Annotated in this window: 19 protein-coding genes; 13 read left to right on the top strand and 6 right to left on the bottom strand. The window is 31.3% G+C overall.

Features of this window, described 5'->3' with window-relative positions; translation table 11 throughout:
* The first annotated feature begins 13 nt into the window (after window positions 1–13).
* Window positions 14–616 (top strand): LysR substrate-binding domain-containing protein, encoded by a 603-nt coding sequence (locus KTF99_RS03105; protein WP_081446366.1) that lies wholly within the window; start codon window positions 14–16, stop codon window positions 614–616.
* Between the two features lie 25 nt (window positions 617–641).
* Here the strand turns inward: KTF99_RS03105 and KTF99_RS03100 are convergent, their stop codons facing one another.
* Entirely contained in the window at window positions 642–1133 is a 492-nt protein-coding gene (locus KTF99_RS03100) for an ECF transporter S component (RefSeq protein ID WP_029482157.1), read from the bottom strand.
* Window positions 1134–1485: 352 nt separating this feature from the next.
* Here KTF99_RS03100 and KTF99_RS03095 point away from each other — a divergent pair, with 352 nt between their 5' ends.
* Window positions 1486–1632 (top strand): IS3 family transposase, encoded by a 147-nt coding sequence (locus KTF99_RS03095; protein ID WP_369931495.1) that lies wholly within the window; start codon window positions 1486–1488, stop codon window positions 1630–1632.
* 27 nt (window positions 1633–1659) lie between these two features.
* On the opposite strand, the gene KTF99_RS03090 is transcribed toward KTF99_RS03095, so the two are convergent.
* Window positions 1660–2352 (bottom strand): GTP pyrophosphokinase, encoded by a 693-nt coding sequence (locus tag KTF99_RS03090; protein WP_008792597.1) that lies wholly within the window; start codon window positions 2350–2352, stop codon window positions 1660–1662.
* A 73-nt stretch (window positions 2353–2425) separates the two neighbouring features.
* Between KTF99_RS03090 and KTF99_RS03085 the strand changes: the two genes are divergently transcribed.
* The 3 genes from KTF99_RS03085 to KTF99_RS03075 all read left to right on the top strand — a co-directional run bounded on the left by KTF99_RS03085 (window position 2426) and on the right by KTF99_RS03075 (window position 6017).
* The gene (locus tag KTF99_RS03085) at window positions 2426–2788 is read left to right on the top strand and encodes a hypothetical protein (protein ID WP_003535696.1); all 363 of its coding nucleotides are present in this window, start codon (window positions 2426–2428) and stop codon (window positions 2786–2788) included.
* A gap of 139 nt (window positions 2789–2927) precedes the next feature.
* Window positions 2928–3926 (top strand): diguanylate cyclase domain-containing protein, encoded by a 999-nt coding sequence (locus KTF99_RS03080; protein ID WP_029482159.1) that lies wholly within the window; start codon window positions 2928–2930, stop codon window positions 3924–3926.
* 93 nt (window positions 3927–4019) lie between these two features.
* Window positions 4020–6017, top strand: coding sequence for an AAA family ATPase (locus KTF99_RS03075; protein ID WP_003535699.1), 1998 nt, complete (start codon window positions 4020–4022; stop codon window positions 6015–6017).
* On the opposite strand, the gene KTF99_RS03070 is transcribed toward KTF99_RS03075, so the two are convergent.
* On the bottom strand, window positions 6014–6592 hold the full coding sequence (locus tag KTF99_RS03070) for a DedA family protein (protein ID WP_003535700.1): 579 nt from the start codon (window positions 6590–6592) through the stop codon (window positions 6014–6016). The two genes, KTF99_RS03075 and KTF99_RS03070, sit on opposite strands and share 4 nt — an antisense overlap.
* Complete coding sequence (locus KTF99_RS03065; protein WP_224209136.1) at window positions 6564–7508, bottom strand: Na/Pi cotransporter family protein; 945 nt, start codon at window positions 7506–7508, stop codon at window positions 6564–6566. Before KTF99_RS03065 ends, KTF99_RS03070 begins: the two co-directional genes overlap by 29 nt.
* 129 nt (window positions 7509–7637) lie before the next feature.
* On the opposite strand from KTF99_RS03065, the gene ispD reads away from it, so the two are divergent.
* The 5 genes from ispD (at window position 7638) to rpsR (ending at window position 10821) form a co-directional block, all read left to right on the top strand.
* Window positions 7638–8273 carry a 2-C-methyl-D-erythritol 4-phosphate cytidylyltransferase gene (ispD, locus tag KTF99_RS03060; RefSeq protein WP_029482160.1) on the top strand — a complete coding sequence of 212 codons (636 nt, stop codon included), beginning with the start codon at window positions 7638–7640 and terminating at the stop codon, window positions 8271–8273.
* Window positions 8274–9659 (top strand): glycoside hydrolase family 3 N-terminal domain-containing protein, encoded by a 1386-nt coding sequence (locus tag KTF99_RS03055; RefSeq protein WP_003535708.1) that lies wholly within the window; start codon window positions 8274–8276, stop codon window positions 9657–9659. It abuts the gene before it with no gap.
* Between the two features lie 134 nt (window positions 9660–9793).
* Complete coding sequence (gene rpsF / locus KTF99_RS03050; RefSeq protein WP_003535710.1) at window positions 9794–10075, top strand: 30S ribosomal protein S6; 282 nt, start codon at window positions 9794–9796, stop codon at window positions 10073–10075.
* A 15-nt stretch (window positions 10076–10090) separates the two neighbouring features.
* On the top strand, window positions 10091–10573 hold the full coding sequence (gene ssb / locus KTF99_RS03045) for a single-stranded DNA-binding protein (RefSeq protein WP_217215444.1): 483 nt from the start codon (window positions 10091–10093) through the stop codon (window positions 10571–10573).
* 17 nt (window positions 10574–10590) lie between these two features.
* Window positions 10591–10821 carry a 30S ribosomal protein S18 gene (gene rpsR, locus KTF99_RS03040; protein ID WP_003535715.1) on the top strand — a complete coding sequence of 77 codons (231 nt, stop codon included), beginning with the start codon at window positions 10591–10593 and terminating at the stop codon, window positions 10819–10821.
* A 25-nt stretch (window positions 10822–10846) separates the two neighbouring features.
* Here the strand turns inward: rpsR and KTF99_RS03035 are convergent, their stop codons facing one another.
* Together KTF99_RS03035 and KTF99_RS03030 are read right to left on the bottom strand one after the other, a co-directional pair.
* Window positions 10847–11944: a tyrosine-type recombinase/integrase gene (locus tag KTF99_RS03035; protein WP_029482161.1), complete on the bottom strand. Its 1098-nt coding sequence runs from the start codon at window positions 11942–11944 to the stop codon at window positions 10847–10849.
* 105 nt (window positions 11945–12049) lie between these two features.
* Window positions 12050–12736, bottom strand: a complete 687-nt coding sequence (locus KTF99_RS03030) for a helix-turn-helix domain-containing protein (RefSeq protein WP_029482162.1) — start codon at window positions 12734–12736, stop codon at window positions 12050–12052.
* A 190-nt stretch (window positions 12737–12926) separates the two neighbouring features.
* Here KTF99_RS03030 and KTF99_RS03025 point away from each other — a divergent pair, with 190 nt between their 5' ends.
* The 3 genes from KTF99_RS03025 to KTF99_RS03015 are packed head-to-tail and all read left to right on the top strand — an operon-like array spanning window position 12927 to window position 15023.
* The gene (locus KTF99_RS03025; RefSeq protein ID WP_156346888.1) at window positions 12927–13130 is read left to right on the top strand and encodes a helix-turn-helix domain-containing protein; all 204 of its coding nucleotides are present in this window, start codon (window positions 12927–12929) and stop codon (window positions 13128–13130) included.
* 5 nt (window positions 13131–13135) lie between these two features.
* Entirely contained in the window at window positions 13136–13324 is a 189-nt protein-coding gene (locus tag KTF99_RS03020; RefSeq protein ID WP_029482170.1) for a hypothetical protein, read from the top strand.
* A complete protein-coding gene (locus tag KTF99_RS03015; RefSeq protein WP_029482172.1) occupies window positions 13317–15023 on the top strand; it encodes a bifunctional DNA primase/polymerase in 1707 nt (568 codons plus the stop codon). Before KTF99_RS03020 ends, KTF99_RS03015 begins: the two co-directional genes overlap by 8 nt.
* The last annotated feature ends 100 nt before the right edge of the window (window positions 15024–15123 follow it).

Here is a 15123-nt window from a genome sequence, read left to right as displayed (position 1 = left end):
AAATAGAGAGTCGATTGAATTAGGAATAATTCATACACTATCATCACAATATATTCCAGATACAATCAGAGGTTATCTCCAGCAATATCCCCAAACAGAGTTTAAAATTCAAACTGATAAAACAGAAAATATTATTAAAGGGCTAAAAGAACATAAATATGATATAGGTTTTTGTGGAAAAATAATTGCTCCAGAATTAGTTTTTATTCCTGTTTTATATCAGGAATTTGTTGCTGTTGTTCCACCAGATCACGAACTTGCAAATAAGCAGGAGATAAGTTTAGAAGAATTAGTAAACTATGATTTAGTAGGCTATCTTGATGATTTAGTAATTGCTCAAACAGTTAAAGAAATTTTTGCAGAACATAAATTGGAGCCCCGCTATATTTCTAAACAGGAAAATGAATTATTGATTGGTGGGATGATCAATCAAGGGTTTGGTGTAGGAATCGCTGCTAATACATCATTTTTAAAAGAATTTGATTTAAAGGTCATTCCTTTAAAATTAAAAAAAGATTACCGTGTAATCTATCTAGTTTATAATAAAGTAGATTATATTTCAGCAGCTGCAGAAAACTTTATCAACTATATTGCAATTAATAAAATAAATTTATAAAAAATTGCTGAAATGCAGTAACTCTTTAATCACTGTTTAATAATTTTGTTGTCTGTAAAGCTCTTGCTAAGATAACATAAATAATAATGCCACCAGCAGTCTGCATAGTTAGACCAGGTAAAGCTCCAAGTGCAGCGGGCCAAGTAAATAAAAAAGTTTCAGTTGCTGTATAAGCTATAATTTGGAAAACGCCACCACCAATTGCACTTATTATTTTACTTGGATACTGTTCCCAAATAATTCCCATGATCCAGGCCATAATGAATTTAATAATTAAAGTTGGTCCGATCCAGATAGCTGCACCACATAGTAAATCGGCTAAAGCACCTCCTAATGCACCAGCAAAGGCACCATCTCTTTTACCTAGAATCAATACACTTAAAAAGATCATACTGTCGCCCATATGAAAGTATCCTCCAGTAGCTGGATTGGGAATTCTAATACTGAATGTTCCAACAAAAATTAGGGCTATCATTAGTGCTGTTTTTGCGAGTTGATTTGTTTTTTCATTAATCATTTCTAATCCCCCTTTAGAATTGATAATATAATAGCAAAATATTGACCATATCTTAATAACCAATAATAAGATATTTTAAAAGGACAGTTTAAATTAATATAGAGAAAAAGTAATCTATGTAGTGACCAACTTTAGGAGGTCACTTTTTATATGAAGTAGAGTAAAGAACTTAAATTAGAATGTATTTAAAAACATAAAAAATGGTGAATGCATAAAAGGACCACCAGGAATTAAACATGAAGTTTTTATAATTAAGTTCTTCGCTGGTCTAGGATATTTGATTCACTTGGAGAAATAGGATTAGAACATGGAAGAGCAACCATATCTGTTGAACAAAGAATCGAATTGATTAATAGAGTTTAAAACAAGAGAACAACTCAAAGCTGCAATGAGTGAATATATCGAATATTATAATAACGAGAGAATCAATACAAAAAGAAAAGGATTGAGTCCACTTGCATATAGACAACAATCCTTTCAAGATTTAGCTTTAATTTAATGTGTCCAACTTTTTGGGAATACTACACTAAATCACTTTTTTCTTTGGTTTATTTAATTCCTCATGGATACCTTGCATTTTATAATCCAGATTAGAAATTGTTTTAGCACATTCAATTAGCTCATCACGAACTCCATCAGGAACTTCATTATCAGCTTTATATCGCAAGTGATGTTCTAAACTTGCCCAAAAGTCCATCGCAATCGTTCTAATTTGAATTTCTACAGTAGTTGGCTGAACTTTCTCTGCTAAGAAGATAGGAACTTCAACAACTAGATGTAAACTACGATAACCATTCTCCTTGGGATGTTTAATGTAATCTTTTTTGGCAATAAGTTTAATATCACTTTGTTTTATTAATAAATCAGCAATTTTATAGACATCGCTAACATAATTACAAATAACGCGAACACCAGCAATATCAGTCAAATTAGTTACAATAGAATCTAAAGATACTTCTAGGCCCCGTTTTTCTAGTTTTCCCAATATACTGTTTACAGATTTTAAACGATATTCCATATGATGAATAGGGTTATGATCATGTTTTATTTTAAACTCATCATCAAGAATTTCTAATTTTGTTCTTACTTCTTTAATTCCCGCATCATAAAGTTGTTGCAGCGCCATAAATTCTTGTAAAGTGTCAGTTATATCTGTATTAGGAACTAGTGCGGTAAAAGGATCACTGACAATTTCCTTTTGCATAATTCGATTAGTCATAAAATACCCCTTTATTAAATATTTTTTGTATAACTTAATCATAGTTGGTAATAATGAACTTGAGGTGAACTAGATGAAAAAAACAATTGTAGTATTATTAATTATGATGAATATTGTATCAGTAAATGCTTCAAGTAATGACCCAAAATATAAAATAATTGCCAATAGTAATAGTGATAAAGATATTAAGACAATGTATGAAACAAAAGATGACTTAATTAAAGACTATAAAGATTGGATTAAAAGTGTTGATGATGTTGATCAAGCACTAGCTGATCATCAAAAAGATTATCAAGCTAAGTATTATAATGGAGAATATACAATTGTCCTAGGCGCTGGCAAAGGAAAGGAACTTACGGGTACTTTGAAGGCAAGTTATTGTGTAAGTAGTAAAGAAATTAAAAAGAAATCATTTTTTGCAGAATTATTTTCTTAAGATTATCAGTGAAGCGAATCCTTCTAGTTGGTTATATCCAACTTTTGGAACTCACTTTACTGATAGTCTTTTATTATGTCCTAAATATAACTGAAATATGCTATACTATTTAATAGAGTAGTAATGAAAGGAGTCAGAGATGAAAACAGTAAAAGATGCTGAAATCTTTTGTCAATATATAGCCCATGAGTATCTTGGGAAGCGTAATTATAAGTTATTAAAAGATATAATTGATAAAAGGATTACAATCATTGGGACGGGAGCTCACGAGGTTAGTCGCAACATTCAAGAACTTATGACGGCTTTGAATAAAGAAGCAGAACTTTGGGATGGAACTTTTATAATTGAAGATGAATGGTATCAGGGAACTGAATTAGCTGATAACTTATTTGTAGTAATTGGCCAAATTGAGGGCCGACAAAATAGTAACGACCAGTTAGTCTATAGTTTTTCATCACGAGTAACCTTTATTATTGAATATCATGATATGCAGTGGAAGATTATCCATGTTCATCAATCAGTACCGGATTATAGTCAAGGTGATGATGAGTTTTTCCCACAACGGATTGTCGAAGAAAGTAATGCTCAGTTAAAAAAGGAAATTGCTGAAAAGACGAAGGAATTAGAGATGTCCAATCAACAAGTAATCTATAATTTAAGACATGATTATCTTACTGGAATATTAAATCGTCCATCACTTGAAAAAGAAGTTACTGAAGCGATGAGTAATCATCAGTATGGAGTGATCTTAGTATTAGACATAGATTATTTTAAAGAAGTTAATGATAATAATGGTCATCCGTATGGTGACGAGGTTTTGATAAAATTAGCTAATACAATGCAAGAAAGTTTTAAATCAGGAATTTGTGGTCGCATTGGCGGTGATGAATTTATCATTTATCTGGCTTTAGACGATGCTAATTATGATGCAATTGAAAAGACTATTAAAGAATTTAAACAAAATTGGCAGAAGAATATTACAACAATTGATAGAAGCAGCACAATTACTTTAAGTATCGGGGGAGCATATTATCCTAAACATGGTAAAAATTATCAAGAGTTGTGGTCTAATGCCGATAAAGCACTATATTTAAGTAAAAATAATGGTCGAAACAGAATATCTATATATCAACTCTAAACAGTTCTCGAAAGGGAACTGTTTTATGTTTAAAATAAATCGTTTCGTTAATAATTTAAGAGGTCAAACATATAATAAAATTAGAGGTGGAACATGTTAACAAAATTTGATGAACAAGCCCAAAAAGCAATTGTGGTAGGCGAAAGTATTGCTTTTGATTTAGGTCATAATAATGTCGGTAGTGAACATTTACTGCTATCGCTGTTAAAGATAAGTGATTCCAAATTACGGGAATTAGTTAAGAAATATGATGTTGATGATAAAAATATATATGAGGATATAAAAAGGTTGTTTGGGACAAATGATGATCAACCTTTTTATATGGAGTATAGTGATGCTGTAAAAAGTATCTTAGAAGCAGCAATGGAAATCACTAATCAACAAAATAAAAGTAAAGTAACGCTTAATATCCTAACAATTGCTTTATTGCAGAGTGAAGAAAGTGTAGCTCACGAATTATTAAAGAAATATAAAGTTGATTTTGAAGAAATTATCTATCAATTAAATGAAAGTAGTGAATTAGAAACTAAATTAGATCAGATTCAATCACTAGTTAATCTTAATAAGAAAGTAAAACAGGGTGAACATTTAATTGTTGGTAGACAAAAAGAATTAGAAAAATTATGTATGATTTTAAGTAAGAAAGAAAAAAATAATGCGTTGATTATTGGTGAAGCTGGTGTAGGTAAGTCAGCTTTAGTAGAAAAATTAGCGTATTTAATTAATCAAAAACAAGTAAATGAAGGATTAAAAAAGAAAATTATTTATGAATTGAGCTTATCTAGTATTGTTGCAGGAACAAAATATCGTGGTGAATTTGAAGAAAAGCTACGAAAGATTATTGATAAGGTAAAAGAAATGGATAATGTCATCATTTTTATTGATGAGATCCATAATATTATTGGGGCTGGTGGCGCCGAAGGGGCTATTGATGCTGCTAATATTTTAAAACCGTATTTAGCGAGAAAAGATCTAACGATTATTGGTGCAACAACGACAGAAGAATATTTCCAGCATTTTGAAAAGGATCAAGCAATGAATCGACGTTTTAGTGTTATTACACTAAAAGAAAATACTAAAGAAGAAACATTAGAAATTTTACAGAAAACTAAATTATTTTATGAGCAATTTCATCAGATTGAAGTCGATAATGAAGTTTTAACATATTTAGTTGATAATGTTGATCGTTATATCAAAAATCGAACTTTCCCTGATAAAGCCATCGATATTTTTGATTTAGCTTGTGTTAAAGCCCGATTTAAGCAGCAACATATTATTACTAAACAAATTGTTAAAGATGTTATAGAAGAATATACATCAGTTAAGATAAGTGAGGATTATGATTATGATGAAATTAAAGCAAAATTGAATCATCATATTATTGGACAAAGTAAAGCGATTGAACAAATAATCAATCAATTAAAATTAACAAAACAGTCAAAACAACCAAGTGCAGTAATGTTATTTGTTGGAAATAGTGGTGTTGGAAAAAGTGAAAGTGCAAAACAGCTTTCAAAACTTTTGGGGCGTAAATTGATTCGCTTAGATATGAGTGAATATCGTGATAGCAGCAGTGTTCAAAAGATAATTGGAGCAGCCCCGGGATATGTTGGTTATGATAAACCAAGTTTATTACTGGGACAATTACAAACCTATCCTAAAAGTATTATTCTTTTAGATGAAATTGATAAAGCAAGTCAAGATGTTATAAATCTTTTTCTTCAAGTATTTGATGAAGGTTATTTAGAAGATAGTCATAAACGAAAAGTATATTTTAATAATACAATTATTATTATGACGTCAAATAAAGGGACTGCTAAAAATACATTAGGATTTAAAAAGAATAATCATAGTAGTAAAGTTAAGAATTTTTTTAGTGATGAATTATTAAGCCGTATCGATGAAATAATTAATTTTAAGAATTTAACAAAAATGGATTTAAAGAAAATTATTCGTAAAAATTGTCCTCATGAGGTTAAAGAAGAAGATATTGAGTTGATTTTAAAGGAATATGATATGAAACTTCAAGGAAGAGGAATTGTTAAAGCAGCTAATAAATATTTTCAAAATAAAGCGAAGGCCCAAAGTTAATTGAGTCTTCGCTTTTTCCATAAAATAATTAATAGTGTGATGATTGCAATAATCAGTGCGTATTGTTTAACATATTTACTAATTAAGATCCAGTTATTTCCTAAAATAATTCCAAGAACTACTAAAATACTATTCCAAATGATTGTACCAATCAAAGTATAAAATGAGAAACTAAAGAAGTTCATTTTAGTAATTCCGGCAGGCAGAGAAATCAATGATCTAACAATCGGAATCAAGCGACCAATAAGAACAGAGATTTTTCCATATTGTTCAAACCAGTTAAGGGAACGGGATAGATCATGACGTTTAAAATAAAATCGGACTAGAAGCTTTTCGAGTCGTTCTAGATTGATTAAGTAGCCAAACCAATATAGAATCACTGCGCCTAAATAAGAACCAAGCGAAGCAACTGTAATTACGCCTAGAGGTGTTAGGTTTGTGATCGTTGTCATGAAACCGCCAAAAGTTAAAATTATTTCACATGGGATAGGCGGAAATAAATTTTCAATCGCAATTAAAAGAAAGATTGCCTTGTAGCCGTAGGTGTTAATATAAGCGAGAAGGTTTGTGAGCATAAGTGACCTCCTGTTTTGATAATGGGATTACTTTATTAGCCAGATAGATCAATAAGTTATCAAATGGTAATAGAATAATAGTTGAAATGATATTAAAGAAAGTATGCATATAAGCAATTTGCATCATATAATTTGGAGTCAAGGATTCGATGAATGAAACTAGTGGGATAAATTTTGCTAAGATTACAAAAATAATAGTTCCGAGTACATTAATTAAGATATGAATAGCACTTAAACGTTTTGAACTGCGATCGCCATTAAGTGATGCTAAAACTGCGGTTATACAAGTGCCAATATTTTGACCATAAATAACATTGGTAGCCATTGCAAAACTAATTAATCCCTTTTGATAAATAGTTTGCAAGACGCCAACTGATGCAGTTGAGCTTTGAATCAACGCCGTAAAAACTGTTCCAACTAAAATAGCGGTTAAAGGATTGTCTAAATGACCAAACATATTAATAAAATATGGGGATGTTTGTAATGGTGCCAGAGCTACGGCCATACTGTCCATTGCTAAAAAAATCAATCCTAGGGCCATTAAGACACGTCCTAAATAAGCAATTTTATTTTTTAAGAACATTAGTAATAATCCAAGGACACATAAATAGATTGCTGACTGACCTAAATCTAAAGCAATCATGAGTCCAGTTACAGTAGTTCCGATATTAGCACCTAAAATAATCCAAGTTGCTTGATTTAATGAAATTAGATGACTATTAAGGAGACCGATGAGAATAATAGTTGTAGCAGAGGAACTATGAATTATTGCTGTGATGGCTGTTCCGGTGATAACACCTAAATATTTATTTGAAGATAGTTTATATAAAATATTTTCAAGCTTATCGTTTGCTAAGGTATCAAGGCTAGTTGACATTAGATGCATACTATAAAGAAAAACACCGAGACTAGCAATAAAACCAATTATATTTTTAGTAATAAAATCACTCCCTTATTATTATTAATTATATTAATAAATCGATAAATAATGTTTGTTTTCAAGATAATCATTAAATGTTACAATGAGTGAAAGGATGTGATATTGATGAATTATAGTGCGATTATTTTATGTGCTGGAAAAGGAAGCCGGAGTGGACTGGATTATAATAAAATGTTATATCGTTTTGGTGATCAAACTGTGTATCAAATGACGATGAAAACTTTTTTAAATGATCCGCGCTGTAAGCAGCTTGTTGTAGTTACAAAAGCGGATGAGATAACTGATTTAAAACAGTTAGTGACAGATAAGAGAATTGTTTATGTTTATGGAGGTAAAGAGCGTCAAGATAGTGTTTATAATGGCCTGCAGGTAGTTGACCAGGATCATGTATTAATCCATGATGGAGCTAGACCATATATAACGACAGAAAAAATAGATGATTTATTATTATGTTTAAAAGAATATGATGCCTGTTTATTGATGGTACCAGTTAAAGATACGATCAAACTTTGTTGTGATGATACTGTTGAGGTGACTTTGCCGAGGGCAAGATTGATGCAAGCTCAAACTCCGCAAGCCTTTAAAACGAGTTTAATTAAAGTTTGTTATCAACAGGCTCAAGATAGTGGGTTTATTGCTACTGATGATGCCTCATTGGTTGAAGAGTTTAGTACAGCTCCAGTCAAAGTTGTAATAGGCAGTTATGAGAATATTAAAATAACTACTCCTGAGGATCTTTAAATGAAGGAAAGAAATAATAATTTTATTACTCATAAAATCATTATAATCATTGTTTTATTAGGATTGATCATGGGGGCGTTAGTTTATCAGTTGCGCTTAGCAGGGGAAGGCGAAACTACGATAACAGCTAAAGAGTTAAAGGGACAGATAGTTGATATAACACATGAAACAATCAGTTTGCGTGATGATAATAATATTGTTTATACGGTGGATTGTCAAAAGGCCAAAATAAAAGGTGATGAGTTACAGTATGGGAACTTAGTAACTATCAAATATACGGGTAAACTCGAGCAAACAACCGCGATACAAGCAATTGATGTTTTAGGCTTAAATGTTCAAGCGGTTCAAGTTAGAAATGGTGGAACTGGTAATACGGATGCTACGATAGCTTCGCATAAGATTGCAGTAATGGTTGAAAAGATGACGTTAGAGCAGAAAATAGCACAATTATTTTTAGCTCGGTGTCCTGAAAGTCAAGCAGTTGAGTTGTTGTCACAATATCAATTAGGTGGCTATATGTTATATAATCGTGATTTTCATAATCGGACCCGTGAGGAAGTAATTGAAAATATTCAGTCATATCAAAAAGCAGTTACTATCCCGATGTTGATTGCAGTAGATGAAGAGGGCGGAACTGTAGTACGGGTTAGTAATAATTTACGCAGTAACAAATTTCGTTCTCCCCAAGATGTTTTTAAAGCAGGCGGGATGGACGCTATTATTAGTGATGCTACAGAAAAGTCGGAGTTTTTAAAAGAATTTGGAATTAATGTAAATATAGGTCCGGTAGCTGATGTTGCAATGAGTAAAGATGATTTTATCTATCAACGTTCATTTGGAACTGATCCTAATGAAACAGCTGAATTTGTGAAAAATGTCGTAAAGGCAATGAATGATATTAAGATGGGAAGTGTTTTAAAACATTTTCCCGGATATGGGAACGTTGCTGATAATCATACTGCTATATGCCACGATTCACGTGATTATGATTCGCTTGTCAATAATGATTTCTTACCATTTAAAGCTGGAATATCTGCAGGTGCAAATAGTATTTTGATTAGTCACATAGTAGTTGATAGTATTGATGATCAAAATCTAGCATCATTGTCACCTAGAGTGAGTAAGATTTTACGAGATGACTTAAATTATCATGGCGTTATTATTGCTGATGATATTTCAATGGCTAGTGCAAAAGCCTTTGGAAGTGAAGGTGAAGTTGCGCTTAAAGCGATTAAGGCAGGGAATGATTTAATTATGACTTCTAATCCTCAAGAACATATCTCGGCACTTATTGCAGCAGCTAAGAATGATGAAATATGTCTCAATTCGTTGGATCGTTCTGTAATGCGAATCTTAACTTGGAAAAGTCAGTTAGGGATACTGTAAAATATGATGATTTAATCAAATAAATCATTGCTTTGTTTTGATTGGTGTGCTATTATAATTGAGCATGTAAAAATATTATATTTACTGCCTGCTTATCCAAAGAGATAAGCCAATAGACCATAGGAGGTATAGAAATGAACAAGTATGAAATTATGTTTATTGTAAAACCTGACGTTGAAGATGACGCTAGAAACGCTTTAATCGAAAGCTTTAAAGGAATTTTAACTGCTAACGGTGGAACTGTTGATAACGTTGACGAATGGGGATTACGCGATTTAGCTTATGAAATCAAAGATTACAAAAAAGGGTACTATGTAGTTGTTGATGCTACTTGTACAGCTGCTGATGTTGCTGAATTTGAACGATTATCAAACATCAATGCATCTATGTTACGTCATTTAACTCTTCGCAAATAGAAGGAGGCGTACTAGATGATTAATAGAGTAGTCCTAGTAGGACGAATGACTAGAGATCCTGAACTTAGAAGAACATCACAAGGTGATGCGGTTACTTCTTTTACTTTAGCGGTAAATCGTAATTTTACAAGCAGAGATGGTCAACAACAAGCAGATTTTATTAATTGTGTTGTGTGGCGTAAACCTGCTGAAAATGTTGAGAGATATTGTTCTAAGGGAAGTTTAGTTGGTGTTGAAGGAAGAATTCAAACACGTAGCTATGACAACACTCAAGGTCAAAAGGTATATGTTGTAGAAGTTATTTGTGATAGTGTGCAATTCTTAGAAACAAGAGCTGCTCGTGAAAGGCAACCACAGCCACAACAACAAATGCAACAACCGTACCAACAACCACAAAATAATGATAATTTCTATGATATGAAAACAGTTGAATTAGAAAAAGAATTTGATAATTCAATTAATACATATGATATCATGGAAGATGATATTCAGTTTTAAAGAAAGGAGTTTTCAAAATGGCATTTAGAAAACAAAGAATGGGTAGAAAAAAAGTTTGCTACTTCACTAAAAACAAAATTACTTACATCGATTACAAAGATGTTGAATTATTAAAAAGATTCGTTTCAGCTAACGGGAAAATTATCCCAAGACGTGTAACTGGTACTAGCGCTAAATATCAAAGAATGTTAGCTACAGCTATCAAACGTGCTCGTCAAATGGCTTTATTACCATACGTTGGTGAATAATAAGTGTTAAAAAACCTTGATAAAATCAAGGTTTTTTTATTTCTTGAGGAGTTTCTGGTACTAATTCGGTACTATTGTTTAATTCATCAAGCTTATTAACGAGATGAATTTGTTTATCAGGGTATAAATGACTGTAAGTTTTTAATGTTGTTTCAACGGTATCACCTATACGTTCTGCTATCATGAGTGCACTATAACCTAATTCAATAAGCATGGAAACATGACTATGTCTAAAGGAATGGAGAGTAAACTCAGGATTAAGATTGGCTCTGCTTTGTGCGTATTTCAATCGCCCTCTTGCTTTTGTGTAATGATTCATAAAAATATAGTCATCATCCTTTGGCTTATAGAGATTATCAATATATTGCTTAATAATATCTACAAGGAATTGAGGAATACTAACATCCCTATAGCTATTGTGCGTTTTCGGAGATGTAATGACATCCTTTTTATTAATACGTTGATATGATTTTGTAATGTGAATAACTCCTTTATCTAAATCTATATCTTTTTTTTGTAATGCAAACAATTCACCTTTTCTCATACCTGTGTAAAAAAGAGTAGAGAATATAGTGTAATCATTATAGTCCTGTACGTTCTCTAATAAAGTTTTCATCTCGTCGATAGTATAAATTTGCATTTTTTTGCTTTTATGGCTACCAATGCTTCCGGCTTTAGTACAAGGATTCGTTTTTAGGTCATAATATTTTGTAGCGTGATTAAAAATGGCATTTAGTATTCCATTTATCTTTTTTAAATATGCTTCAGAATAGTTTTGGCTTATAAGCTCATTTTGCCATCGTCTTATTATTATGGCAGTAATCTCATTCATTTGATATTGTTTAAAAAAAGGAAGAATCCTTTTCTCGATAATATTGTTTTTAACATGTAATGTCTTTGGTTTCAGTCGAGGCGACATATCATCTTGGTAAAGTTTTACAAAGTTTTCAAATGACATATTAAGATCTGTACTTTGTTGTTCTAGAAAATGTCGTTCAAACTCTTTAGCTTCACGTTGTAATTTGAATCCTCTTTTTTTCTTTTGTTTTTTCTCACCTTTATAATCAGTATAATAAAACTTACAAAACCAAGTTTTGGTTTTCTTATCATAATATGTTGGCATTGTATTTCGCTCCTTTTCATGTTAAAATTGGAGCATGAAAAATGATTGCTGTGGTAGGTAATTCTTTTTCATGCTGTGCACTCTAGTTGGCGCTGGAGTGCTTTTTTATTTACTGTAATATTTTTTTAATGCGACACGATACATCGTATCAATTGATTGATCATCTTCTAAATCAAGGTCTAATTCTTTGTTTGTAAAGAGAACTTTGTAAATAATATCTTTCTTATAATTTGGATTATTTGCTTTATATTGATTAATTGTTTCTTCATTCATGAACTGAGATTCATATACAACTTTTTGGTATTGGTATTGTGCATCTTGTAAACTTCTATTGATGAGAAGATGGGCATCAAGACGTAATTGTTCAAATTGAAATTTATCAACTGAAACAAATGAAAGCTTACGAAAATCCTTTAATAATGCATAGAATTCATCGAAAAGTGTATAAATTTTTATTTCATAATTTCCAAATTTTTCATGTTCCTTATCAAAGTTTTCTTTCATATCAAAGAACTTACCAGAATCATATAATAAAATATCTTTTAATTCATCGTGTTGTACAGGATAGTAGTTATGATCAAAAAGAAAATCTTCGTTATCTAAGTCAAAAAATACGCTTGGGGAAATAGAGAGTTCATCAGATATTTGTTTGATGACATCTATTTTAGGTTCACGACCATTTTCATAATTTTGATAAGTTGTATAAGGGATATTGAGCCGTCTGGCTAACTCGGCTTTAGATAGACCTTTTTTCTTACGTTCTCTTGCTAGTATATCTGAAAAAGTAGCCATATATATGTATTTAACCTCCTTTCTTGAGTTAATTATATCAAATTTGTGCAACTTGTAAATAAATATAACTCATTTTGAATAAAAACATATGAAAATTATTTAAAATGAGTCATTTATATTGACAACAACCTAATATATGCTATTATTTAATTGAAAATAACTCAAATTGAGTATAAAAGGAGGTGAAAATATGAAGGTTGACTCAACAAGAATTAAAATCTTATTGATAGAACGTCAATTATCAGTAAAGGAGTTTTGTAAAATCAACAACTTGTCTTATAGTACGGTCTCTGCAATATTAAGAGGTCAAAGGATTGGACAACTCAAAACTATCGGACAAATTGCTGATGCGTTAGATGTAAGTATTGATAGTATATTAAAAGAAGGAGAATAGAAATTATGGAAATTGAAAAAAGTTATTATGATGTATACGATGTAATTAAATTATTAGGAGTTAGTAAAAGTAAAGCTTATGCAGTGATGAGAGAGATGAATGATTATCTAGAAGAACAAGGATATTTAGTCATTTCTGGTAAAGTCCCTGCAAGATATTTTAATGAAAAGTGGTATGGTGGAACACATGCCTAGTTTAAAAGAAAGTGCACTAGCCTATGCTAAAGAAGGGCTACGAGTCTTTCCGCTGGCGCCAAACAGTAAAGGAAAGCAAGTTCTTCATTCATGGATAAAAGAAGCAACCACGAATCCAGATACTATTGAATATTGGTGGGATACAAATCCACAATATAATATTGGCATTGTAACGGGCGAAAAACTATTTGTTATAGATGTTGATATAAAAAATCAACATAATGGAATTGAATCTTTAAAACAATATGGAAAAGAATTACCTACCACAAAAATGGTGAAATCTCCCTCAGGGGGATTTCATCTTTACTATTATGATGACCAACAAGAAGTTAAAACACGTACAGAATTGTATGATGGTATTGATATACGAGGAAAAGGTGGCTACATTGTAGCACCGCCAAGTATGATAGATGGTAATAAATATCAGTTTGTTAATAAAGAACCGGTTGCTAAAATAAATGATGCAGTACGAAACTTTTTAAATAGATATAAAGAAAATAGAGAGAATTCATTTGCAAGTCAAGATATCGTTAATGAAGGATGTAGGAACGATTATCTATTTCGTATGGCGTGTTTCTTACAACAAAAAGGATTTAGTGATGTGGCTATCAATGAATGTATTAAGAAAGAGAATGAAGTAAAATGCCAACCACCATTAGAAATTAAAGAAATTGAACGTATTATTCAAAGTACATTAAAATATAAAAAAGGTATAGTTCAATTACGAAACGAATTTGAGTATGAAAGATCGTTTACTTTAACACAACTTTATGATTCTAAAGATGATGATGAAGATGATATTGTTGAAAATATGATATCGGTAGGCCTAACTCTTTTAGGTGCACCACAGAAAACAGGAAAGACATTTTTTGGTTTACAGTTATGCGATGCTATTGTAGAAGGTAAAAATTTCTTAGGAAGGAAAGTACAAAAAGGAACAGCGGTCTATCTTGCTTTTGAAGATAAAAAGACAAAAATCAAAAAAAGATTGCAAAGAATGCAAGTAGACCCCAATGATAAGTTTGTTATTGATATTCTTAAGCCGAATCATTTGTATGATTTAGAATTAAGAATTGAACAAGAGCTTCAAAGAAATGCAGATTTAAAACTTGTAGTGGTTGATACATTCCATAAGATAAGAAAATCAAAAGATCGAGACTATGATAGTGAGTATGCTGAAGCGACAGCTTATCATGAATTAGCTTGTAAATATCATATTGCGATTATCTTAATAACACATGTAAAAAAAGAGGTAGATGTCAATCATCCTTTTGATTCAATCTATGGAAGTAGAGGTTTAACAGCCGGGTCTGATTCAATCCTTGTTATGTATAAGAAAAACCATTTATCTAAGACACGACATTTAGCAATACAAGGGAAAGATATACCAGATGATGAAATGACACTATTACAAAATGATAGTATGATTTTAGAAATCACTGAAAATGAGGATGATGGTGATGTTGATGAGAATGTTATGAAAGTTATTAATTTTATCATTCGAAAAAAAGAATTTATGGGTTCTCATGAAGATTTGTCATCCATTCTTTCACTTTCGCTGACTGGAAGACAGCTTCAAGCTTTATTAGCAAAAAACAGTAATATCCTAGAGTCAACATTTATCTCTTACGAGAAGCAACCACGACAAAATAAAGCAAGACCAATTTGTTTAAGATATCATGGAAATGAAGAAATTTAGTGACAGTGTGACAGTTGTCTGACAATACCTTTTGACCGTCACACCGTCACTCCTTAAATAAGTTAAATTTAAGATTTTATGTATTAGCAAGCAACGTATT

Source organism: Erysipelatoclostridium sp. MSK.7.34, assembly GCF_019041935.1.
GTDB classification, from domain to species: Bacteria; Bacillota_I; Bacilli_A; order Erysipelotrichales; family Coprobacillaceae; genus Thomasclavelia; species Thomasclavelia ramosa.
The sequence above is the reverse complement of the archived record's forward strand: the minus strand, read 5'-3'. Positions and strand labels throughout refer to the sequence as shown.

Bases quoted from the DNA above. Each gene is read 5' to 3' on its own strand.
- KTF99_RS03090 (WP_008792597.1), bottom strand. From the start codon at position 2,352: ATGACTAATCGAATTATGCAAAAGGAAATTGTCAGTGATCCTTTTACC.
- KTF99_RS03055 (WP_003535708.1), top strand. From the start codon at position 8,274: ATGAAGGAAAGAAATAATAATTTTATTACTCATAAAATCATTATAATC.
- rpsF (WP_003535710.1), top strand. From the start codon at position 9,794: ATGAACAAGTATGAAATTATGTTTATTGTAAAACCTGACGTTGAAGAT.
- KTF99_RS03020 (WP_029482170.1), top strand. From the start codon at position 13,136: ATGGAAATTGAAAAAAGTTATTATGATGTATACGATGTAATTAAATTA.
- KTF99_RS03080 (WP_029482159.1), top strand. From the start codon at position 2,928: ATGAAAACAGTAAAAGATGCTGAAATCTTTTGTCAATATATAGCCCAT.
- rpsR (WP_003535715.1), top strand. From the start codon at position 10,591: ATGGCATTTAGAAAACAAAGAATGGGTAGAAAAAAAGTTTGCTACTTC.
- KTF99_RS03015 (WP_029482172.1), top strand. From the start codon at position 13,317: ATGCCTAGTTTAAAAGAAAGTGCACTAGCCTATGCTAAAGAAGGGCTA.
- KTF99_RS03030 (WP_029482162.1), bottom strand. From the start codon at position 12,736: ATGGCTACTTTTTCAGATATACTAGCAAGAGAACGTAAGAAAAAAGGT.
- KTF99_RS03075 (WP_003535699.1), top strand. From the start codon at position 4,020: ATGTTAACAAAATTTGATGAACAAGCCCAAAAAGCAATTGTGGTAGGC.
- KTF99_RS03025 (WP_156346888.1), top strand. From the start codon at position 12,927: ATGAAGGTTGACTCAACAAGAATTAAAATCTTATTGATAGAACGTCAA.
- KTF99_RS03085 (WP_003535696.1), top strand. From the start codon at position 2,426: ATGAAAAAAACAATTGTAGTATTATTAATTATGATGAATATTGTATCA.
- KTF99_RS03070 (WP_003535700.1), bottom strand. From the start codon at position 6,592: ATGCTCACAAACCTTCTCGCTTATATTAACACCTACGGCTACAAGGCA.
- ssb (WP_217215444.1), top strand. From the start codon at position 10,091: ATGATTAATAGAGTAGTCCTAGTAGGACGAATGACTAGAGATCCTGAA.
- KTF99_RS03035 (WP_029482161.1), bottom strand. From the start codon at position 11,944: ATGCCAACATATTATGATAAGAAAACCAAAACTTGGTTTTGTAAGTTT.
- KTF99_RS03100 (WP_029482157.1), bottom strand. From the start codon at position 1,133: ATGATTAATGAAAAAACAAATCAACTCGCAAAAACAGCACTAATGATA.
- ispD (WP_029482160.1), top strand. From the start codon at position 7,638: ATGAATTATAGTGCGATTATTTTATGTGCTGGAAAAGGAAGCCGGAGT.